The organism is Cupriavidus sp. CPT47-8839-RL05A, from assembly GCF_058792255.1.
The window spans coordinates 76,691-98,662 of sequence record NZ_JBYTEG010000007.1 but is presented as its reverse complement, the minus strand read 5'-3'; the positions used below and the strand labels follow the sequence as shown (position 1 = coordinate 98,662).

Below are 21,972 nucleotides of genomic sequence, written 5' to 3'. Positions count from 1 at the left end.
ATTCCTTTCCTTGGCTGGAGCGTAGCGGTCAGCGGAAATGGCAGGCCACCTGGTGGATGCCGGTGGCGGAGGGACGTTCGGTCAGCAAGGGGGCCTGCTCCTTGCAGCGGGCTTGCGCATGCGGGCAACGCGTGTGGAAGCGGCAGCCCGCTGGCGGATTGGCCGGGCTGGGCGGATCGCCCTGCAGCAGCAGGCGCCGCGCGGGCCTGCGCGGGTCGGGCACCGGCACGGCGGACAGCAGGATCTCCGTATAGGGGTGGCGCGGCGCGGAGAAGAAGGTGTCGCGGTCGGCCAGTTCGACGATCTGGCCAAGGTACATCACGGCGACCCGGTGGCTGATATGGCGCACCACGGCCAGGTCGTGCGCGACGAACAGGTAGGCGATGCCGAACTCGGCCTGGAGGTCCATCAGCAGGTTGACCACCTGCGCCTGGACGGAAACATCGAGCGCCGATACCGGCTCGTCGCAGACGATCAGCTTCGGGTTGAGTGCCAGCGCGCGCGCGATGCCCAGCCGCTGGCGCTGGCCGCCGGAGAACTCGTGCGGGAACTTGCGCACGGCTTCAGGCCGCAGGCCGACCTTGCTGAACAGCCATTGCACGCGCTCGTTGCGCTCGGCACGCGACTGCAGGCCGAAGTTGCGCAGCGGCTCGGCGACGATTTCGCCCGCCGTCAGCCGCGGGCTGAGCGAGGCATAGGGGTCCTGGAAGATGATCTGCAGGTCGCGCCGGCGCTGCCGCATGGCGCTTGCCGGCAGGCGCAGCAGTTCCACCCCGTCGAGCTGCACCGAGCCTGAAGTCGGCTCGATCAGGCGCAGCACCGACTTGGCGGTCGTGGTCTTGCCGCAGCCGGATTCGCCGACCAGCGAGAGCGTCTCGCCGCGCGCCACGGTGAAGGACACGCCGTCCACCGCCTGGATCGGCGGCCTGCCCGGTGCCAGCCAGCGCCGCGGTGCGAGGTAGTGTTTCCTCAGGCGGTCGACCTTGAGCAGAGGCGTTGGCGTGGCGGAGGTCGTGCTCATGCGATGGCTTCCTGGGCTTGTGGGTTGCATTCGATGCGGCCTTCCTCGACGGCGAAGCAGGCCACCGCATGGTCGCCGCGGTGGCGCGTGAGCTGCGGCAGCTCGCGCGCGCAGCGCGCGTTGGCATGCGCGCAGCGTGCCGCGAAGGCACAGCCGCGCCGCGCTTCCTGTGGCGATGGCACCAGGCCGGGGATTTCGGCCAGGCGCCGGCTGCTGGTGTTCATCGACGGCATCGATGCCATCAACGCGCGGGTGTAGGGGTGCAGCGGGCGGTCAAACAGCTCAGTGACGCTGGCTTCCTCGACCTTGCGCCCGGCGTACATCACGATCACGCGGTCGCAGCATTCGGCCACCACGCCGAGGTCGTGCGTGATCATCACCACGCCCATGCCCAGTTCCTGCTGCAGGCGGCGCATCAGGTCCAGGATCTGCGCCTGGATGGTCACGTCGAGCGCCGTGGTGGGTTCGTCGGCGATCAGCACCTCGGGGTTGCAGGCCAGCGCCAGCGCGATCATCACGCGCTGGCGCATGCCGCCCGAAAGCTGGTGCGGGTACTCGTTGACGCGGCGCTCGGGCTCGGGGATCTGCACCAGCCGCAGCATCTCCACCGCGCGCCTGAGCGCCTCGGCGCGGCTCGCGCCCTGGTGCAGCTGCACGGTTTCGGCAATCTGGCGGCCAATCGTCAGCACCGGGTTCAGCGAGGTCATCGGCTCCTGGAAGATCATCGAGACGCGATTGCCGCGGATGCGGCGCATCTCGCGTTCGCTGAGCTGCAACAGGTCCGTGCCGCGCAGCCGCACCGCGCCGCGGATGCGTGCCGGCGGCGTGGGCAGCAGCCGCATGATGGACAGCGCCGTCACGCTCTTGCCGCAGCCTGACTCGCCCACCACGCCCAGGGTCTGGCCGGCGCGCACGGTGTACGAGACGCCGTTGACCGAGCGGGCCGGCCCGGTGAACGTGTCGAAATGCGTGTGGAGGTCCTCCACTTCGAGCAGCGGCTCGCCCGTGGCCGGCCTGACATGGGACATCGCGCGCGACATCGTGATGGTCATGGTTGCGCTCCCGGATTCAGAGTTGCCGCGCCAGGCGCGGATCGAGCGCGTCGCGCAGGCCGTCGCCGAGCAGGTTGATGGCCAGCACCGTCGCGGCCAGCAGGATGCCCGGGTACAGGATGATGTGGAAGGCCACGGCCACGAAATTGCGCCCCTCGGCCATCATGTTGCCCCAGCTAGGCATCTGGGCGGGCACGCCGACGCCGAGGAAAGACAGCGCGGCTTCCGTGAGCACGGCGGTGGCGGCCACGAAAGTGGCCTGCACGATCAGCGGCGCCACCATATTGGGCACCACGTGGCGCACCAGGATCACCGGCAGGCGGGTGCCGACCGCATGCGCCGCCTCGACGTAGAGCTGCTCGCGCAGGGTCAGCGCCAGCGAGCGCACCAGCCGCACCACGCGCGGGACCTCGGGTATGGCGATGGCGATGATCACCGCGCCCAGGCTGGCCTGCGTAACGGCCATCAGCGCGATCGCCAGCAGGATCCCCGGGATCGCCATCAGGCCGTCCATCACGCGCATCACCAGGGAGTCCGCGCGGCGCACGAAGCCTGCGACCAGGCCCAGCAGCACCCCGGACACGGTTGCGAGCAGCCCGACCGACAGGCCCACGATCATGGAGACGCGGCCGCCCCAGACCGCGCGGCTGAATACGTCGCGGCCGAGCGCGTCGGTGCCGAACCAGTGCTCGGCCGAGGGCGGCTGCATGCGCGCCAGCGGGTCGATGTCCTGCGGGTCGACGGTGGCAATCCAGGGCGCGCCGAGGGAGAGCACGGCGATCACCGCCAGCAGCAGCGCACCCAGGATCAGCGTGGGGTGCTTGCGCGCCCAGTGCCAGCGCGGCAGCACGAAAGGCGCATGGTCGGGTGCCGGTACGGCAAGTTCGGTGGCGGGTCGGGAAGTGGTCATGTCAGCGGGTCTCGCGGCGAGCCATCAGTACTTGATGCGCGGATCGAACAGCCGGTAGCTGAGGTCGATCATCAGGTTGATCAGCACGTAGACCCCGGCGGAGACCAGCAGCACGCTCTGGATCACCGGGTAGTCGTGGCGCTGCACCGAGTCGACCACCAGGCGGCCGACCCCGGGGATCGCAAACACGGTCTCGGTCACGACCACGCCGCCGATCAGCAGCGCGATACCCATGCCGACGGTGGTGGCGATCGGGATCGCCGCGTTGCGCAGCGCGTGGCCCAGCACCGGCAGCACGCCCAGGCCCTTGGCGCGCGCAGTGCGGATGTAGTCTTCATGCAGGACTTCCAGCACGGTGGCGCGCGTCATGCGCGTCACCAGCGCGATATAGACCAGCGCCAGGTTGACGCAGGGCAGCACCAGGCTGCGCAGCCATGCGCCAGCGCCGTCGGCGAGGCGCGCATAGCCCTGCACCGGGAACCACGGCAACTGGATGGCAAAGGCGTAGACCAGCAGGTAGCCCACCAGGAACACCGGCAGCGAGAATGCCAGCACCGCGAACAGCATCACCAGCCGGTCGACCCAGGTGCCCGCGCGGTACGCGGCCAGCGTTCCCAGCGGCACCGCGACCAGCAAGGTCAGCAGCATCGTCAGCGCGGCGACAGAGACGGTCGGCTCCAGCCGCTGCGCCAGCAACTGCGCCACCGGCACCTGGGTGAAGATGGAGGTGCCGAGGTCGCCGGTGGCGAGCCGGCCGAGCCACAGCAAGAACTGCCGCCACAGCGGCTGGTCCAGCCCCAGCACGCCGCGCAGCCTGGCGATGTCGTCAACGGTCGCGAGGTCGCCTGCGATCAGCGCCGCCGGATCGCCCGGCGACAAGTGGATCAGCAGGAAGACCACCACGGCCACCACTGCCATCACGGGCAGCGTCGCGGCCAGGCGTCGGAGCAGGTAGCCCATTGTCGTGTTTCCCCCGGTGGTTCGTGCTTCGTGGCTATTTGTCGAGCATCCAGACCGTGGGCATGCCGGCCCACATCTTGTCGATGCCCTTGAGGCTGGCACGCGCCGCGAACGCCGCCGAGTACTGGCCGGCGTTCACATAGGGCACCGCCTCATAGGCGCGCTTCTGGAAGGCATCGAGCAGTTCCTTGCGTTTGGCGGGCACGGTCTCGCGGACCCAGGCCGTGCGCAGTGCGTCGAGCGGCTTGTCGCAGGGCCAGCCGGGCAGGCTGGTGCCGCAGGGGGCGCTGAGGTAGGCATTGGTGATCGGGGAATCGGCATCGAACGCGCCCGCGACGGTCACGTACATATTCCAGCCCCCGGCCTCGGGCGCATCCCGCTTGGCGCGGCGTGCGCCGATGGAGGCCCAGTCCATGTTCTGCATGTCGACGTTCATGCCCATGCTGCGCATGGTCTGTGCCGCCATCAGGGCTTCAGCGTTGAGCTGGGGAATGTCGGTCGGCACCAGCAGCACCACCTTTTCGCCCTTGTAGCCCGCCGCGCCCAGCAACTGCCTGGCGCGGGCCGGATCGGCCTTGCGGTACGGTTCGGCGCCGGCAGCGGTATCGTTGGGGCCGCCGCAGATGAAGAAGGTGGCGCAGTAGTTGATGCGCATGTCGAGCGGATAGCCCATGGCCGCGGTGAAGCGTTCCTGGCTGACCGCCAGCAGGAAGGCCTGGCGCACTTTCGGGTTGTTGAATGGCGGATGCAGCTGGTTCATCACCAGCACGCCCTGGTAGGCGCCGCCCGAGCCGATCTTGATGCCGGCGTCGCCGCGCAGCGGGGTGATGTAGTCCGGCGGTACCTGTTCGATCAGGTCGACCTCGCCGCGCTTGAGCGCCGCGATGGCGCTGTTGGCGTCCGGCAGGTAGAGCCATTCGACGCGGTCCACGCGGGGCTGCTTGCTGCCGGCGAGACCGCTCGCGGGCTCGCTGCGTGCCACGTAGTGCGGGTTGCGCACGAACACCGCCTTGTTGCCCGGCACCCATTCGTCGCGCTTGAAGATGAAGGGGCCGGAGCCCAGCACCTCGGGCAGCGGCGCGGTGGCGGGCATCCTGGCCAGGCGCTCCGGCAGGATCACCGGGGGAAAGCCCGAGGGCTTGGCCAGCGCATCGAGCACCATGCCAAAGGGCTCCTTGAGCGTCAGCGTGAACGTGCGCGTGTCGACCGCCTTCCACTCGGCGCCGGCTTCGCCCATGGCACGGCCCAGGCTGTCGCGCGCGCCCCAGCGCTGCAGCGAGGCGATCGCGTCCGCCGAGGTAACCGCGCTGCCATCCGAGAACTTCAGGCCGGGACGCAGCGTGAAGCTCCACTGCCGGCCATCCTTCGAGCTGCTGTACTTCTCGACCATTTGCGGTTGCGCCTTGCCCTTGGCGTCCTGCGCGAACAGCGTGTCGTAGACCATGTAGCCGAAGTTGCGCGTGATGTAGGCCGTGGTGAAGGTCGGATCGAGGATCTTCAGGTCGGCATGCGCCACGACCTTGAGCGTCTTGGTCTGGGCCAGCACGGGCAGGCTGGCGCCTGCCAGGACCAGGGCGCCCGCCGCGAGCGCGGCGGACAGGGATCGGTTTGGTGTCATGTGCAGTCTCCGTTTTCTTCGTTGTCGTTGTTGTCGTGATCGCAGCAAGGCGGCCGGCGCTCAGGCCGCGGCGCTGTCCAGGGGCCACTTGGGCCGCTGGATCTTGCGATAGGGCAGGGTCGTGAGGTCAAGCGTGACGGCACCCGGGGCGCCTGCGTAGATCACGTGCCTTGCCACTTTCGAGAAGGACGCGTAGAAGTGCTGCGAGGACTTGACCACGATGATCTGCTTGCGCGCCAGGTCACAGCCCAGCTGGGTGAACATGTCCGTGCCCATGGCCTGGTTGCGCAGCGTGATCAGCACGATGTCGATGCCGTTAGCTTCCACCAGCGCGCAGTCGCCCATCGGCACCGGCGCGTCGGACAGCCCGGTCATCACCATGTCGGGCAGCAGGGCCTTGACCGTGCAGTCCAGATCCAACGGGTCGCCGGATAGCGGACTGATCTTGCCGCCGATGCGCATCGACAGGCGTGCGCCCACGCCGGCATCGAAGGCGATGCGCACCGCGATCGGGTCCCACACCGGGCCGACCGCCGCATTGCCGATGCCGCGCTCGATCATGCGGCGCAGGACAAAGGTGGAGTCGCTGGCTGCGCCGCCGCCGGGATTGTCGGCGCCGTCGGCCAGCACCACCGGCCCGCCGTCGCAGGCCAGCGCCTCGTCGAGCGAGGTGTCGATGTCCGGGTAGCGCACCGTGAGCGCGTCGCGCATGGCGACCAGTTCGTCGGCCAGTTGCCGCGCCAGCGCATCGGCCCTGGCCTGGTTGCCATCGGTGTAGACCAGCACCTTGGTGCCCATCCCCGGCACATCGCCCCATGAAAACCCATGCGCCACCGAGATCGACAGCACGCCGTCGCGCCCTTCCAGCGACTGGATGCGGTCGATGAAGCCGCGCGCCGGCTCGCGCGAGGTGTGGACCGTGACGATCATGCTGCAATCGACCACCGCCGCCACCGGGCGAACCTTGCCTTCCACCGTGGCCGCGCACAGGTCGACCAGTTCCAGCGCGCGTTCCAGCACGTCGGTATGCGGGTATTCCTTGAAGGCAACCATCACGTCGGCGTACGCCGTCATCTCGGGCGTCAGGTGGCAGTGCGGGTCCAACTCCGCGCCGATCACCACGTCCGGGCCGACGATGGCGCGCACACGCTGCAGCAGGTCGCCCTCGCAGTCGTCATAGCCATCGGCCACCATCGCGCCGTGCAGACCGAGCAGCACCATGTCCACCGGCAACGCAGCGCGCAGGTCGGCCAACAGTTCCTCGCGCAGGGTTTCGTAGGCATGGCGGGTGGTGGTGCCGCTGGGCTGCGCGCCGGCCACCATGCCTTCGCACAGCTGCCAGCCGCGCTCCTTGCCGCGGATCCGCGCGGCCCACAGCGGGCCCGAAAAAAACGTCATCTGGTCAGGATGCTGGCCGGCCGGGAAGTAGCCGCGATCCCTGAACGACGACAGGCCGGTGGGCATCGGCGCAAAGGTGTTGGTTTCGGTAGCGAGGGAGGCACTGAAGACACGCACGATGGTTGGCTCCTGGTCAGTCGGGGATTGGCGGTTGGGGGAAGACGCGATTCAGGCGGGAGCGGCCAGGCGGCGCAGGCGCGCCGGCCCAAGCATCCCGGCGCTCAGGCCGAACGAAGCGGGATGCGCCGGCACCGGCAGGCCGCGCGCCAGCGCGGCACAGGTCTCGCCCATGGCCGCCGAGGTCTGGATGCCGTAGCCGCCCTGGCCCGCCACCCAGAAGAAGCCCGGCACGGCGTCGTCGAACCCGCCCACCAGGTCGCCGTCGGCGACGAAGGAGCGCAGCCCGGCCCAGGTGCGAGCGGGGCGGCGGATCTTGAGCGAGGTCGCGGTCTCGATGCGGTCGATGGCGAGCGCGATATCCATTTCCTCGGGCTGGACGTCCTGTGGCTCGACGGGGTCGGCATTGGCCGGCGAGCCCAGCAACATGCCGGCATCGGGCTTGATGTACCAGTCCTCGTCGGCGCCGAAGACCATGGGCCAGCCGCTGGTGTCCATATCCGCGGGCGGAGCAAAGACGAAGGCAGAGCGGCGGCGGGGTTCAATCCCCAGCGTCTGCACGCCGGCCAGCCGCGCGATGACGTCGGCCCAGGCGCCGGCGGCGTTGAGTACCACCGGTGCCGCATATACCGACCCGCCAGCCTCCACGCGCCAGTGGTCCCGCACGCGTGCCATGGCCGTGACTTGGGCATCGCACACCAGCTTGCCGCCGGCCTGGCGCATGCCGCGCAGGTAGCCCTGGTGGATCGCGTCCACATCCATGTCTGCGGCGCCGGGCTCATAGACGCCCCCTACCAGTTGCTCCGCGCGCAGCGCCGGTACGCGCTCGCACGCTTGCGCGGCACTCAGCAGGCGGGCGTCGGGATCGACGGCGCGCACCACGTCCCAGTGCGCGTCAAGCAAATGCTGTTGCCCGGGGCCGGCGACCATCAGCGCGCCGCGCGGCGTGAGCAGCGGGTGCGAGGCAAATCCCGGCGGCGGATCCTGCAGGAAGGCGCGGCTTGCCATCGTCAGCGCGCGGACCTGGGTGGTGCCGTAGCTTTCCATGAACAACGCCGCCGAGCGGCCGGTCGAGTGGTAGCCAGGCTGGGCTTCGCGTTCGAGCAGGATGACGCGGCCATGGGGCGCGAGCCAGTACGCGACGGAAGCACCGGCAATGCCGCCTCCGATGATGAGATAGTCGGCTGGAATCGGTGAGGCAGCGTGAGTCGGGTGCATGGATCAGGTGGCGGGAGAGCGCCTGCGGGGCGCTCATGCATCGGAATGGGAGTGAGTGTAGGCAAGAATTTGCGTATATGCAAATTGCGGATACGCAAATCTTGCGCTAAGGTGGGCGGCAGGGGATGAGCCTTGGCACGGTCTGCTCTGTTAGCATTCCGTCCAAAGGAAAAAAGGACGCAGGCTTGAAACCACACACCGCCCAGAGGCGCGGCAGCGGCATCGGCATCGATGACGACGAGTCGCGCACGCTCGACCGCGAAGCCTTTGGCAAGCGCCTGCGCTCGGCGCGCAAGGCCTTCGGCTGGACGCTGGCGCACCTCGCCGAACTGTCGGGCGTCTCGATCACCACCATCTCGCGTGCGGAGCGCGGGCAACTGGCGCTGGGCTACGAGAATTTTGCTGCGCTGGGCCAGGCGCTGCAGATGGACATGGGCTCGATGTTCGCGGGTGCCGGCACGAAGACCTCACCGTTCCAGGGGCCGGTCGTGACCCGGGCCGGCGCGGGCGTGACCTACCGGGGATCGTCGCTGACCTATGAATTTCTTGGCGCGGAGGCCGTCGGCAAGCAGATGAGCCCGGTGGTCGGCACCGTGCATGCGCGCCGCATCGAGGGCCCCGGTGACTTCTCGCGCCATCCCGGCGAGGAGTTTGTCTATGTGCTCAGTGGCGAGATCGAAATCCATTTCGACAACGGCGAGAAGCTGCACCTGGCGCGGGGCGATGCGTTGTATTTCGATGCCCGCATGGGCCACGCCTACATCAGCGTAAGCCGGCAGCTCGCCCGGATCGTGGGTGTGACCACCAGCGAAAGCAACTTCATGAAGTCGGCCCAGGCGGCGAAGCCGGCGGCGGTGCCAGAACGGACCGTCGGGCGCACGCAGGGGAAAGCCGCAGCGGCCAGGGGCAAGGGCAAAGGCTGAAGGGGGCGGAACCCACGCTTTCAGGATCCAGGGTGAAGCATTGCTTGCGGAGCCCCGTGTGGCCGTGGATGCGGCCTGCGGCATGGGGTTGGTGTTCTTCGCCATGTTCTTCGTGGCCGACCAGCAGCTGTCGCACTTCTTCACGGCGGTGGCGCGGCTTGCATGCCGTTGCGAGCAGGCTTTCCCCTGGTGAATTCAGTTTTTTTGAATTCTGGCTTTTCTCTTCTTGAAGCGCAAAATCAGAATCGCCTGATTTATTTTTCGACAGCACCATATTTACTATCCATCTTAAGTTGCAGCGCCGTCATTCCATGACCGCCGCAGCGATAGCGTGCCGCGAGACGCAGCGTATCCAGTCACTTTTTTTTCGGCACGAAAGCGTTCAACTCCACGGAGTGCTTCGCATGGGTAGCCGATTACCGATTTCCTCCCGTACCGTTACCGTATCCGGTGATGGGTTGCCGGAACTATTGGGACAGCCGCTGCTAGTATTTTCCAGGCTGTCCGGCACCGAGGGTATCAATTCGCTGTTCGAGTATGAGCTGGAACTCAAGACGCCGGACGACCGCAATGTCCTGTACGGCCCGGCGGGCGATGTCGACCTGGAAGCCATGCAAGGCAAGGAGCTGACAGTCAGTATCGAACTGGACGGCTCCGGCAGCGGCTTGGACGGCGGCCTCGGCAGGGGCAAGCGCGAGATTACCGGGATCGTCACCGACGTGCGCGGCCCTTACCACGAAAACGAGCGCATTCGCTATCGCCTGACCTTGCGCCCCTGGTTTTGGCTCGGCACGCTCACCTCCACCTTCAAGCGGTTCCAGAACATGAGTGTCCTGGAAATCGTGGAAGCGGTGCTGAGCAGATATACCTTTCCGGTCGAGCGCCGGCTTTCACTCATCGAGTATCCCAAGCGCGAGTATCAATTGCAGGCCGGCGAGACCGACTACCAGTTCGTGCGCCGGCTGCTCGCAGAGTGGGGCCTGAATTTCCATTGGGAGCACACGAACGGCCATCACCGCATGGTGCTGACGGATGGCAATGGCGCCTTCCAGAACATCCCCAGCCCCGCGTATCACACCATCAACTGGCATCCATCCTCGGACCGGGTGGACGAAGAACACCTCCACCAATTCGAGGTACGCGATCGCCTGATTACTGGCTCGTGGGCGCACGGGGATTACGATTACAACCAGCCCCGCGCCGACCTGAACGTCTCCGTCGAAGACCCCCGCGAGACCAGCCATGCCACCTACGAACTGTACAACTGGCCAGGCGATTACGTTCAGCCCAAGACCGGCAATGACGCCCGCAAGGAAGGCGACATGCTGGCGCGCATCAACATGGAACGCCTGCGGCAACACGGCGTGCGCGGGCGCGGCCAGGGCAACGTGCGCGCAATGGCGCCGGGCCACACCTTTACGCTGAAGCGCTTCCTGCGCGCAAAGGCCAACCGCGAGTACCTGATTTTCGCCACGCGCCTGCTAATCGAGGACGTGGGCGAGTTCGCGGGCAGCGACCAGCAATGGCGCTGCGAGGTGGAGTTCGAAGCCCAGCCCACCAGCGAAATCTTCCGGCCCGAGCCGGTCAAGAAGCCATACATCGGCGGGCATCACATCGGCAGGGTCGTCGGACCGGCCAATCAGGAAATCTGGAGTGATGATCTGGGACGGGTGCGCTGCCAGTTTGTCTGGGACCGCTACGGTAGTTTTGACGAGAATAGCTCCTGCTGGATTCGCGTAACCGGCTTCTCATCGGGCGGTCGCTTCGGCAACACGCACCTGCCGCGCATCGGCCAGGAAGTCATTGTCATATACGAGGGCGGTGACCCGGATCGGCCAATCATCATCGGGCCTGTCAATAACCGGCTGAACCTGCCGCCGTGGCAGTTGCCCAGCCAGCATGCATTGTCCGGCTACCAGAGCAAGGAACTGTTCGGGGAAGGCCGCAACCAGACCCTCTACGACGACACGAAGGGCCAGCAGCAAGTGCAAGTCGGGTCGGACTACCAGAACAGCCTGCTGGCCCTGGGCCACAATGTCCGGGTGAAGGGTTGGGAGGGGCGCAAGGACAAGCGGGGAGAAGGGTTCGAACTGCGCACCGACGCGCATGGGACGCTGCGCGCCGCACTTGGCCTGCTCATCACCACCTTTTCGCGCCTGAACGCTGAAGGCAACGCGATGAATGTGCGGGATGTCGTCCAGTTGCTCGAACAGGCACAGGGCATTGCCGCCACCATGGGAGAGAAGGCGACTGAAGCCCAGGCCCAGGATGGCGAACAGACCGACATTGCAAAACTGCTGGAGAAGCAGCTCGAGCAAATCCAGGGCGGAGGCGAACTGGAGGAATTTACCGCCCCCCATCTGGTATCGGCCAGCCCCGCCGGCATCGTCTCCACGGCAGCGGGTTCGACCCACATCGCCAGCGGTGGCGACACCGCACTGACCACGGGGGAGCACCTGTCCGTCACCGCCGGTGGCGGCTTCTTTGCCAGCGTGCGCAAGGCGCTGCGCATGTTCGCCTATGAGGCTGGCATGAAGCTGGTTGCAAACATGGGCGATATCGACCTGCAAGCCCTGAAGAACAATATCAACCTGCTGGCGAAGCTCAAGATCACCCTGACCGCCGACGAGATCACCATCCAGGCCAGGCAGAGCAGGTTCACCGTCCACGCCGCCAGCAAGCTGCTGACCGGGCCGAACAGCATCCCGACGGAACTGAGCACAAAGCAGGTCTGCCTGGAATGCCTGCTCAAGGCAGCCAGGCGCAACACGGGCCTGCTGCTGCGCTGACCCGAGGACGGCGATGACAACCGAACCAAACCCCGTCTGCATCTACGCGCTCGCCGACGGCGCCCAGCACCCGCTGCTGATTGGCGACCTGATGCGCGAGGCCACCGAGCACCGCAATGTGTATGCCGGCCTCCCCGAGGAAGACGCGGGCGACGCCTCGCTGTTCCTGGCGCGCATTGCAGATGCAGGCGAACCGTGGCTTGCCAAGCTCGACGAACTGGACTTGCTCGCCCCCTGCATGACCCTGATCTGGAGCCGCGTCGGCATCGACGCGCTCGCCACGCACCTGCGGCAGTTCCTGATCGCCGACCTCGGCGACGGGCTGAACGCCATGGTGCGATATTTCGATCCGCGCAACCTGCGCATGGTCATGACGCTGTGGGGCGAAGAGACGACGAACAAGCTGATGGCACCCATTCTCCAGTGGAAGTACCGCGGCCATGATCCCGAGTGGAAGCGACTGGATGGGCCGCTGAACGGCAATCAGTTCGAGACGACACCAGTTGCCATTGCATTCGATGAGCAGCAGGTTGATGACTTCATGGCGCACTGCGAGCCGGATCAGATGCTGGCGGGCCTCGTTGAAGACGGCACCGTACCGGGCGATGGTCCCTACCTGCCGCGCTTCCTGGATTTCGTTGCGCGTTACAAGCGCGTGGCTGCCTGGCGGCTCATCGAGCCCGCCGACCGCCTTGGGTACTGCCAATACTCGTACCGCTATGGCGCCGACTTTGATCAAGATCCAGAGGTGTACCGCGCGTTGGAACAACGGACGCACGAGGGCGGCAGCTTCAACGCCTGCATGGCCCATGTTCCTGACTACGTGTGGAAGCGCGTGATTGCCAGGCAGGCCGATCAAGAAGCGGAGAAGAATGATGACAAAAAATAGCTTGAATCGGAAGCGCGCACATCGATGGCAAGGCGCACTGGTGTTGCTGGGCGCGCTTGGTGCCCTTTCTGCATGCTCGGGGGAATCGCGGACTGACTTGGCGGCAAAAACCACCGTTGGAGTTGAGAAGGAGCACGTAAGTCCCGGCAGCGCTCGCGGTCTGAACTACTCGTCCGATGCAATCTATAGCTATTACGTCACGGGTCCACGTGGAATGACTGGAGGCGGTGGCAAGATGAGTCCGGCTTATGAGGAAGGGCCTGCTGAGCCTGGCGAGATGTGTTGCGTCGGCATCCCTCAGCCATGGAAGCCCGGCACGCAGCTACGCATCGAATGGGAGCGCGACCGCAAGCCCTTTGACTACAAGGACCGAAGTGGGCTGGCGGTGCTGACTGCAACGGTCACCGTGCCGGAATATGCGGCAAGAACATCAGGCTTTTGGGCGATTTTCCTGCCAGGGGACCGCGTGAAAGTCATGGTGGCAGACGGCAACGCCAATGGGCATAACGATCTCAACGTCAGACCTGCCGATGACGATCCTTTCATTGTCAAGGGAGTGCGTGACGAGGCCCTGACCCAGCAAGCACTGAAGAGATTTCAATAATGAGCGAGGGCGCACCTTCAACGCCTGCATAGCGGATGTCCCGGACTACGTGGGGATTCGAAGCTGCTCGTTATGGTCGACGACGATATCTTGACCAGAAGCGCTGCCGTTCGCGGTTATTGGCCTATCGATGACGTATTGGTGGAACCTGCGCCGGAGATGATTCTCTACCTGAGGGCCACGACCGCTGCCAAAGCCGTGGACGACTTTGCCTTGCGCGAGAAGGCAGCCATTGAGTTGTTCGATAACTACATCCACGACAGCCGTGCCTGGTTCCGTGTGCCGAATTTCCACGAATACGCACCAGGCGGCTACGGGTGGGCCAGGACATTCTTTGTCGGCGACAACAAGGCAGTGCGGCACCTCGGCATGAGCGCAAAGGGCGTGTTGGACACGGTGCAAGATACCGCTCTGGCCGTCGAGCGCGAAATCGATGCCGCCAGGGACAGGGCGATGCGGGCCTTGGGCGACGCAGCAGGGCGCGCAGCGGATGCCGCCCGGGATACAGTCATCGATCAAGGCAGGAAGGCCATGGAAAGAGTCATCCCCTCGGGATTCCCGATGCCAAGACTGTGACGGGCGCATGATGGCAAATGCACCGCTCATGCCGCATCCGTCAATCCTTGAAGGAACGCCAACATGACAGCATGGCTAGACCAAGATGATCCCGCGCCGCAACGGACACGGCCGCCGAAACCAGGCTCCTCTGCCAGGCAGGCCGTAACCGGCCAGGAGGCCCAGGAGCCCGCCACGAAGCTTCTCCCTTCAGCCAAGACCATCGAGGCCCGCATCGCCGAGATCAACGGTGCGCGCAATCCCCTGCTGAAGGCCGCCAGGCCGCTGCTGCGCGCACTGGCAGACATCCCGCCCAAGCTGGACAAGCGCGGTGAGGTGGAACGTCTGCGCACCCTGCTGGAGCAGGAATTGCGCACCTTCCAGGCGGTGTGCGACCGACTGAACATCGACCGCAAACACACCACCGCCGCGCACTACGCACTCTGCACCGCGCTGGATGAGGCCGTGAGCCATACCGAGTGGGGCGGCGGCAGTGCGGCTTCGCTGGGCGCATGGCCTGGCAGCGCCCTGGCCTCGACCTTCCACCAGGACCGCGAGGGCGGCACCAAGGTGTTCCTCATCCTGGGCCGGTTGGTGGAATCGGTGGCCGAGAACATCGGCACCATCGAGGTCTACTACCACATCCTCTCGCTGGGGTTTCAGGGGCGGTATCGCGGCATGGCGGACGGTGACCAGCAACTGCACGCGATCCGGGGACGCTTGCTCGATGCGATCAGCAAGCACAACGGACCGCTGCCCAAGGAACTGTCTTCCCACTCGCAGCCCGCCCCGCCTGGCCGCTTCCGTCACCTGAGCGGCATCCCGGTCTGGATGACCTGCGCAGCGGGCCTTCTGGCCGTCGCTGGCCTGGCCGGATACTACAAGTACCAGCTGATGCTCCAGGAGCGTGACGTAGTGCAACAGATCGGGGCCATTGGCAACCTGACTCCGCCCCCGGCACCGAAGGCGTTGCGCCTGGCCGAGCTGCTCAAGGACGAGATCGCGCGCGGCGTGGTAGCTGTCAGGGACGACAACCAACGCAGCACCGTAGTGTTCCGCGGCGACGACATGTTTGGCGCGGGCCGGGCCGAGGTCAATGCGAAGCTGACGCCGGCGCTGAACAAGGTGGCGGGCGAAATCAATAAGTTGCAGGGCAAGGTGCAGGTGATCGGCCACAGCGACAACCAGCCCATCAAGAGCGCCCGCTACCCGTCCAACCAGGCCCTGTCCGAGGAGCGTGCCGCCATGGTCAGCGAATACCTCGCCAGCCAGGGCGTCGCCAAGGGACGCCTCGAAGCCGTCGGCAAAGGCGACACCGAGCCGTTGACGGACAACAAGACCCCCGCCGGCCGCGCGGCGAACCGGCGGGTGGAAGTGGTCGTCACACAGTAGGCGCGGGATCTGCACTTCCCCCTCCTCAGGCCAGCAGCACGTGCCCTGAGCCGGTATCGATCAGGCTGACGCGCGCCCCCTGCCGGATTGAAAGTCCCCACGTGCCCGGTCCGGGCACCTGCGCCACGGATCAGCACGTTGCCTGTCCAAGCGCACGCTGCTCTATGCCAGCGTCGGCACCGTGCAGAACAGCGCCACGACGAACTTGCCACGCGTCGTTGCTCGTCGTTGCCATAGCTACGGCTATGGCGCCTCCTCGCGCCTAGCCTGACGACCGACCGGGCGATTTCATTTTGGCAAGCTATCTACGGAACAGGACACTAGACCCGCGCCGCCTCGGTTGCCGCCGCCGCGCGTGTCCGGCTGACCATCAGCGCCAGCAACGCCGCGACCATGCAGGCCGCACCGGCCGCGTACAGCGCCGGCGTATAGGTCAGCAGCAGCGTACGGCTCAGCCCCGCGCCGAACGCCGCCACGGCCGCGCCGATCTGGTGGGCCGCGAAGATCCAGCCGAACACCATCGGCGCGCGTTCGCGCCCGAAGGCGGTGGCCGCCAGCTTGATCGTGGGCGGCACGGTGGCGATCCAGTCCAGGCCGTAGAACATCGCAAAGATCGACAGGCCGTACAGCGTGAAGGTTGAATGCGGCAGCCAGAACAGCGACAGGCCGCGCAGCGCGTAGTACCAGAACAGCAGCTTGCGGCTGTCATAGCGGTCCGACAGCCAGCCCGACAGGATGGTGCCGACAAAATCGAACGCACCCATCATCGCCAGCGCCGAGGCGGCCGGCACCGGGCCCATGCCGAAATCGCCGCACAGTGCAATGAAGTGGGTCTGGATCAGCCCGTTGGTGCTCAGGCCGCAGATGAAGAAGGTGCCGGCCAATAGCCAGAAGGTCTGGGTACGGGCGGCATCGCGCAGCACCAGGAAAGGCCCGCGCAGCGTGAACGGCATGACGGGTTGCGCGGCGGGCGGCGTGGCCGGATGGGCCGGATGGGCCGGGACCTCGCCGAACGCGGCCAGGCCGACATCGGCGGGGCGGTTGCGCATCAGCGCGAACACCAGCAGCGCCAGCGCCGCGCAGGCAGCCAGCACCGGCAGCACGGCCACGCGCCAGCCCATATGCTCGATCAGCCAGGCGGCCACCGGCAGGAAAGCCAACTGCCCCGTCGCCGCGCTGGCTGTCAGGATGCCGATCACCAGCCCGCGCCGCGCGCTGAACCAGCGGTTGGCGACCACGGCCGCCAGCACCAGCGCGGTCAGCCCGGAGCCAACGCCCAGCATCAGGCCCCAGGCGACAAAGAGCTGCCACAACTCGGTCGACACGGTGGCCAGCGCCATGCCGCCGGCAATCAGCGCCAGCGCGGCGCAGACCACGTTGCGCACCCCGAAGCGATCCATCAGCAGGGCGGAGAAAGGCGCCATCAGCCCGAACAATGCAAAGCGAAACGCCAGGATCGATGAGATCTGGTCGGTGTTCCAACCCATCTCCTTGGTCAGCGGCTTCAGGAAGGCGCCAGGCAGGCCAAGCGCGGCCGAGGTGGTGAGCATCACCAGGAAGGTCAGGGCGGCGACCAGCCACGCGTAGTGGATGCCGCGCCGGTCGAGCCGGCTGGAAAGGGCTTGCGCGAACATGGGGGTCTCGTTGTCAGGGTCCGGGAGGCGTTGGCAAAGGGCAAAGCGAAGCCATCCCCGCCGTGTCTGACGGCGGCGAGGGTGTTTCAGCCTTGGGGAAAACGGGGTCTAGGCGGTGCTGCCCAGCAGGCGGGTCCGCACCGCGTTCAGCATTTCGTCGGAGAGCGGATCGCCGTCGGTGGCACGCGCCAGCGTGAGGGCGCCGACCAGCAGCGCCATGCGCACCAGCGCTTCATCGTGGCGCGCTTGCGGGTCATCGGTTTCAACGGTCTGCGCCATGTCGTCCACCAACACGCGCAAGCCTTCCACGTAGGCCTGGCGCACGGGCTTGCCGGCGGGCTCGCGGGCCACGTCCACGGCCAGCGCCGCGGCGGCACAGCCCACGCCCCGGTTGGCGCAATGCGCGGCGGTCAGGTAGGGCTCAACCAGGTTGGCCAGCATGGCCTTGCGGTCGCCGCCGGCGCGGGCCAGGCGGCGTTCCCAGCGGGCGGTCGATTCTTCAAACGCGCGCTTGCAGGCCTGCGCGGCCAGCGCGTCCTTGGAGGCGAAGTGGCCATAGAAGCCGCCATGGGTCAGGCCCGCGTCGGCCATCAACTCGGCCACGCTGACGCCATTCAGGCCACGTTCGCGGAACAGGCGCGACGACGCCTGTTCGATCGCCTCGCGGTTCTTGTCGGTTTGTTCGCGTGATGCGCGTGCCATCTGAAGACCTCTTCGGGATTTCTGCCTTGACCGGAGTTTAGATGATGACCATACTTTATTCAATAGATGACAGTTATCATCTATGTGCAGTCTCCCTTTCGCCGCATTTGTGCAGATGTGCTGTCCAGGTGCCGGCTCCCAATCCTCACAGGAGTGATCAGTCATGCAGAACCTTTTCGACCTTGGCGGCCGCGTCGCCGTCATCACCGGCTCCACCCGTGGCATGGGCCTGGAAATGGCGCGCGCGCTTGGCGCGGCCGGCGCCGCCGTGGTGGTGTCCGGGCGCGATGCAGGCGCGGCGCGCGACGCCGCCAGTCAGCTGGAGGCCGAGGGCATCCGCGCCACCGGCATCGCCTGCGATATCGCCGATGTCGAAAGCGTGCGCGCCTTCGCGGAGCAGGCGCTGGCCGCGTATGGGCGCGTCGATGTACTGGTGCTCAATGCCGCCGCGAGCGGCCAGCCCGGATCGATGCTGAGCCAGGGACCCGAGGTGTTCGATGCGGCGATGGCGGGCAATGTGCGCGGCAACCTGGTGCTGGTGAACGCCCTGGCGCCGCAGATGATTGATCGCCATGACGGATCCATCATCTTCATGTCGAGCATTGCCGCCAGGCGTGGCTCTGCCTTCCTGGGGATGTACAGCGTGACCAAGGCCGCCATCGACCAGGCGGTACGCAGCCTGGCGCTTGAACTGGGGCCGTCCGGCATCAACGTCAACGCGATCAATCCCGGCCCGGTGCGCACCGAGTTCTCCCGCGACGCGCTGTGGGGCGATCCGGAGCGCGAGGCGCGGCTGGCTGCGGGCGTGCCGATGCGGCGCATCGGCGAGGCCAGCGATGTCGCGGGTCTTGCCGTCCTGCTGGCGGCACCGGCCGGGCGCTTTATCCACGGGCAGAGCATCGGCGTGGATGGCGGGCTGTCGGCGCAGTAACCGCGTGCCGTGGCGGGCGGCCAATGCTCAGTGTCATTGGCCGGGCGGGGGGGCGAAATGTGCATACATATGAACGCGCCTTCAGCACGTTGAAGGGTTTTCCCGTATCGTCTTGACCTGATGATCACCATGCCTTGTGTGCAGCCCTTGCACCACTAGTCCCGTCATGGCGGCAACCGGTAAAGACAGTGTCCAGCACAGCACCCCTCCAATCCGCTTCCACCGCGGACGCCGCCATGACTTCGCGCGAGCGCCGCGGCATGGCCGCCATCCTCATCGCCGTCGCCCTTGCCACCCTGGATACCGCGATCGCCAACACGGCGCTGCCGTCGATCGCGGCAGACCTGCGCGCCACGCCGGCCGCGTCGGTGTGGGTGATCAATGCCTACCAGCTGGCCATGGTGTCGACGCTGCTGCCGTTCGCGGCGCTGGGCGGCGTGGTGGGCCACCGGCGCATCTACCTTGGCGGCGTGGTGCTGTTCACGGCCGCCTCCGTGGTGTGCGCGCTGGCGTGGTCGCTGCCGACGCTGGCGGCGGCGCGGGTGCTGCAAGGCATCGGCGCGGCGGCCATCATGAGCGTCAACACGGCGCTGATCAGCGCGATCTTCCCCACGCACCGGCTCGGGCGTGGGCTGGGGCTCAATGCGCTGGTGGTGGGCGTGTCGTTCGCGGTGGGCCCCACCGTGGCCTCGGTGATCCTGTCGTTCGGCACGTGGCCGTGGCTGTTCGCCGTCAACCTGCCGATCGGCCTGCTGGCGCTGGCGATCGGGCGCGGCTCCTTGCCGCAGACGCCGCGCAGTGCGCATGGTTTCGACCGCGTCGCGGCGGGGCTCAGCGTGGTTGCCTTTGCCGCACTGGTCCTTGCGCTGGGCGAAGGCGCGCAGCGCGCGCCGCTGCACCTGTCACTGGCCGCGGCGGGCATCTTCGTGGTGACGTTCGGCCTGCTGCTGTGGCGCGAGCGTGGCCATCCGGCACCGATGCTGCCGGTGGACCTGTTCCGGCGGCCCATGTTCGCGTTGTCGACGCTGACCGCGGTGTGCTCCTTCGCCGCGCAGGGCCTGGCCTTCGTCTCGCTGCCGTTCTACTTCCAGCACGTGCTCGGGCGCGGGCAGGTCGAGACCGGTTTCCTGCTGACCCCGTGGTCCGTCGTGGTGGCGCTGATCGGGCCGCTTGCCGGGCGCCTGTCTGACCGCTACCCGCCGGCCGTGCTCGGCGGCGTGGGGCTGGCGGTGCTCAGCGCCGGCATGCTGTCGTTGGCCATGCTGCCGGCCGACCCTAGCGCGCTCGATATCTGCATCCGCATGTGCATCTGCGGCGCGGGTTTCGGCTTCTTCCAGTCGCCCAACCTCAAGGCGTTGATGACGAGCGCCCCGCGCGAGCGCAGCGGCGGCGCCAGCGGCGTGGTGGCCACGGCGCGACTGCTGGGGCAGGCCACCGGTGCGGCGCTGGTGGCGCTGTGCTTTGGCATTGCCGGGGACCACGGGCCGGGGTTGGCCCTGGCGCTGGGCGCGGGCTTCGCCGGGCTGGCCGCGATCGCGAGCTGGCTGCGGCTGGCAGCGCGCGATCCGCTGGCGGCGTAGCGGCGTGGCCGGGCCGGCAGCAATCCCGGCGCCGTCCTAAAATCGATACTTCCTGTCCGATCCCTGCATGGAGCAGCACGCATGAGCCTTCTGTTCGAACCGCTCGTCATCGGCGACCTCACCCTCGCCAACCGCATCATCATCGCCCCGATGTGCCAGTATTCCGCGCAGGACGGCAACGCCGGCGACTGGCACATGATCCACCTCGGTTCGCTGGCGCTGTCCGGCGCCGGCATGCTGATCGTGGAAGCCACGGCCGTCTCGCCCGAAGGGCGCATCACGCCGCAGGACCTGGGCCTGTATTCCGACGAAAACGAGGCGGCTCTTGGCCGCGTGGTCAAGGCGATGCGCGCGCATTCGCCGATCGCCATTGCGATCCAGCTGGGGCATGCCGGCCGCAAGGCGTCGAGCCAGGCGCCGTGGGATGGGGGGCAGCAGATCGCGCCGGATGCGCCTGGTGGCTGGCATGCGGTGGCGCCTTCGTCGGTACCGCATGGCGCGGAAGAAGTCGCGCCTGTCGCGCTGGACCGTGCCGGCGTGGACAAGGTGCGCGATGACTTTGTCACGGCGGCAAGGCGTGCGGCGCGGCTTGGGCTGGACGGAATCGAGATCCATGCTGCGCACGGCTACTTGCTGCACCAGTTCCTGTCGCCGCTGGCCAACCATCGTGACGACGAATACGGCGGCAGCCTGGAAAACCGCATGCGTTTCCCGATCGAGGTGTTCGACGCGGTGCGTGAGGTGTTCCCGGCTGAGCGTCCGGTGTGGATGCGTATTTCCGCAACCGACTGGGTGCCGGGCGGATGGGATATCGAAGGAACGGTAGCGTTGTCGAAGGCGCTGAAGGCGCGCGGCTGCGCGGCGATCCATGTGACCACCGGCGGCGTGTCGCCGCAGCAGGCGATCAAGCTCGGGCCCGGCTACCAGGTGCCGTACGCGCAGCGCGTAAAGGCCGAGGTTGGCCTGCCGACGATTGCGGTGGGCCTGATCACTGAGCCGGAGCAGGCCGAAGCCATCATCGCCAATCATGAGTCCGACGCGGTGTCGCTGGCCCGTGCCATGCTGTATGACCCGCGCTGGCCCTGGCATGCGGCCGCGCGGCTGGGCGCAAGCGTGCACGCGCCGAAGCAATACTGGCGGTCGCAGCCGCGCGAACTGAAGGACCTGTTTGCCGATGCGGCTTTCGGGCAGCGCTAGGCTGCCGGTCTACACAGGAGGAACCCGCCATGAAACCTCGGATTACGCTGATCACGCTGGGTGTCGGTGACCTGCAGCGTGCGGTGCGCTTCTATCGCGACGGCCTGGGACTGCCCACCGGCGGCATTGTCGGCGAGCAGTTCGAGCACGGCGCCGTGGCCTTCTTCGACCTGCAGGCCGGATTGAAGCTGGCGGTCTGGCCGCGCACCAGTCTTGCGCATGACACCGGACTGCAGGTGACACCGCGCGCGCAGACGGATTTCTCGCTGGCGCATAACGTCGGCGACAAGGCGGAAGTGGATGCGGTGATGGCCCAGGCGCTGGCCGCGGGCGCCAGCGTGGTCAAGCCGGCGCAGGACACGTTCTGGGGCGGGTACGCCGGCTATTTCCAGGATCCCGACGGGCATCTGTGGGAAATCGCCTGGAATCCTGAGATGCTGCCCGCGGATTGAGGACCGGCGCGATGCGCGCCTTGCGCACGC

Annotated in this window: 20 protein-coding genes and 1 pseudogene; 11 read left to right on the top strand and 10 right to left on the bottom strand. The window is 66.9% G+C overall.

The features are described 5' to 3' along the window. Positions 1 to 28: 28 nt before the first annotated feature. Genes AC3WVS_RS10275 through AC3WVS_RS10245 form a run of 7 tightly spaced genes read right to left on the bottom strand, consistent with a single transcriptional unit; the run spans position 29 to position 8,294 of the window. Positions 29 to 1,021, bottom strand: a complete 993-nt coding sequence (locus AC3WVS_RS10275; protein ID WP_492318540.1) for an ABC transporter ATP-binding protein — start codon at positions 1,019 to 1,021, stop codon at positions 29 to 31. Then, positions 1,018 to 2,073 carry an ABC transporter ATP-binding protein gene (locus AC3WVS_RS10270; RefSeq protein WP_492318539.1) on the bottom strand — a complete coding sequence of 352 codons (1,056 nt, stop codon included), beginning with the start codon at positions 2,071 to 2,073 and terminating at the stop codon, positions 1,018 to 1,020. Before AC3WVS_RS10270 ends, AC3WVS_RS10275 begins: the two co-directional genes overlap by 4 nt. Positions 2,074 to 2,089: 16 nt before the next feature. Next, the gene (locus tag AC3WVS_RS10265; protein WP_492318538.1) at positions 2,090 to 2,983 is read right to left on the bottom strand and encodes an ABC transporter permease; all 894 of its coding nucleotides are present in this window, start codon (positions 2,981 to 2,983) and stop codon (positions 2,090 to 2,092) included. 24 nt (positions 2,984 to 3,007) lie between these two features. Continuing rightward, positions 3,008 to 3,943, bottom strand: coding sequence for an ABC transporter permease (locus AC3WVS_RS10260; RefSeq protein WP_492318537.1), 936 nt, complete (start codon positions 3,941 to 3,943; stop codon positions 3,008 to 3,010). Positions 3,944 to 3,977: 34 nt separating this feature from the next. Continuing rightward, complete coding sequence (locus AC3WVS_RS10255; protein ID WP_492318536.1) at positions 3,978 to 5,561, bottom strand: ABC transporter substrate-binding protein; 1,584 nt, start codon at positions 5,559 to 5,561, stop codon at positions 3,978 to 3,980. Between the two features lie 60 nt (positions 5,562 to 5,621). Then, complete coding sequence (locus AC3WVS_RS10250; RefSeq protein WP_492318535.1) at positions 5,622 to 7,076, bottom strand: M81 family metallopeptidase; 1,455 nt, start codon at positions 7,074 to 7,076, stop codon at positions 5,622 to 5,624. 51 nt (positions 7,077 to 7,127) lie between these two features. Beyond that, complete coding sequence (locus AC3WVS_RS10245; protein WP_492318534.1) at positions 7,128 to 8,294, bottom strand: NAD(P)/FAD-dependent oxidoreductase; 1,167 nt, start codon at positions 8,292 to 8,294, stop codon at positions 7,128 to 7,130. A 185-nt stretch (positions 8,295 to 8,479) separates the two neighbouring features. Here AC3WVS_RS10245 and AC3WVS_RS10240 point away from each other — a divergent pair, with 185 nt between their 5' ends. The 7 genes from AC3WVS_RS10240 (at position 8,480) to tssL (ending at position 15,446) form a co-directional block, all read left to right on the top strand. Beyond that, positions 8,480 to 9,217, top strand: coding sequence for a helix-turn-helix domain-containing protein (locus AC3WVS_RS10240; RefSeq protein WP_492318533.1), 738 nt, complete (start codon positions 8,480 to 8,482; stop codon positions 9,215 to 9,217). A gap of 58 nt (positions 9,218 to 9,275) precedes the next feature. Further along, positions 9,276 to 9,410 (top strand): hypothetical protein, encoded by a 135-nt coding sequence (locus AC3WVS_RS10235; RefSeq protein WP_492318532.1) that lies wholly within the window; start codon positions 9,276 to 9,278, stop codon positions 9,408 to 9,410. A 211-nt stretch (positions 9,411 to 9,621) separates the two neighbouring features. Beyond that, complete coding sequence (locus AC3WVS_RS10230) at positions 9,622 to 12,006, top strand: type VI secretion system Vgr family protein (RefSeq protein ID WP_492318531.1); 2,385 nt, start codon at positions 9,622 to 9,624, stop codon at positions 12,004 to 12,006. Between the two features lie 13 nt (positions 12,007 to 12,019). Beyond that, a complete protein-coding gene (locus AC3WVS_RS10225) occupies positions 12,020 to 12,895 on the top strand; it encodes a DUF4123 domain-containing protein (protein WP_492318530.1) in 876 nt (291 codons plus the stop codon). Next, positions 12,879 to 13,499, top strand: a complete 621-nt coding sequence (locus tag AC3WVS_RS10220; protein WP_492318529.1) for a DUF3304 domain-containing protein — start codon at positions 12,879 to 12,881, stop codon at positions 13,497 to 13,499. Before AC3WVS_RS10225 ends, AC3WVS_RS10220 begins: the two co-directional genes overlap by 17 nt. 72 nt (positions 13,500 to 13,571) lie before the next feature. Then, positions 13,572 to 14,075 (top strand): hypothetical protein, encoded by a 504-nt coding sequence (locus AC3WVS_RS10215; protein ID WP_492318528.1) that lies wholly within the window; start codon positions 13,572 to 13,574, stop codon positions 14,073 to 14,075. Positions 14,076 to 14,138: 63 nt separating this feature from the next. After that, complete coding sequence (gene tssL / locus AC3WVS_RS10210; RefSeq protein ID WP_492318527.1) at positions 14,139 to 15,446, top strand: type VI secretion system protein TssL, long form; 1,308 nt, start codon at positions 14,139 to 14,141, stop codon at positions 15,444 to 15,446. Positions 15,447 to 15,474: 28 nt separating this feature from the next. On the opposite strand, the pseudogene AC3WVS_RS10205 reads toward tssL, so the two are convergent. From AC3WVS_RS10205 to AC3WVS_RS10195, 3 genes and pseudogenes are all read right to left on the bottom strand, one after another. Then, a pseudogene (locus AC3WVS_RS10205) lies at positions 15,475 to 15,573 on the bottom strand (IclR family transcriptional regulator); the annotation flags it as partial. Between the two features lie 193 nt (positions 15,574 to 15,766). Beyond that, entirely contained in the window at positions 15,767 to 17,080 is a 1,314-nt protein-coding gene (locus AC3WVS_RS10200; protein ID WP_492318526.1) for an MFS transporter, read from the bottom strand. 108 nt (positions 17,081 to 17,188) lie between these two features. Beyond that, a complete protein-coding gene (locus AC3WVS_RS10195) occupies positions 17,189 to 17,782 on the bottom strand; it encodes a TetR/AcrR family transcriptional regulator (RefSeq protein WP_492318525.1) in 594 nt (197 codons plus the stop codon). A gap of 163 nt (positions 17,783 to 17,945) precedes the next feature. Here AC3WVS_RS10195 and AC3WVS_RS10190 point away from each other — a divergent pair, with 163 nt between their 5' ends. The 4 genes from AC3WVS_RS10190 (at position 17,946) to AC3WVS_RS10175 (ending at position 21,942) form a co-directional block, all read left to right on the top strand. Beyond that, entirely contained in the window at positions 17,946 to 18,713 is a 768-nt protein-coding gene (locus AC3WVS_RS10190) for an SDR family NAD(P)-dependent oxidoreductase (protein WP_492318524.1), read from the top strand. Positions 18,714 to 18,949: 236 nt separating this feature from the next. Beyond that, the gene (locus AC3WVS_RS10185; RefSeq protein ID WP_492318523.1) at positions 18,950 to 20,293 is read left to right on the top strand and encodes an MFS transporter; all 1,344 of its coding nucleotides are present in this window, start codon (positions 18,950 to 18,952) and stop codon (positions 20,291 to 20,293) included. Between the two features lie 81 nt (positions 20,294 to 20,374). Continuing rightward, positions 20,375 to 21,490: an NADH:flavin oxidoreductase/NADH oxidase gene (locus AC3WVS_RS10180; protein ID WP_492318522.1), complete on the top strand. Its 1,116-nt coding sequence runs from the start codon at positions 20,375 to 20,377 to the stop codon at positions 21,488 to 21,490. A gap of 29 nt (positions 21,491 to 21,519) precedes the next feature. After that, entirely contained in the window at positions 21,520 to 21,942 is a 423-nt protein-coding gene (locus tag AC3WVS_RS10175; protein ID WP_492318521.1) for a VOC family protein, read from the top strand. Positions 21,943 to 21,972 lie beyond the last annotated feature (30 nt).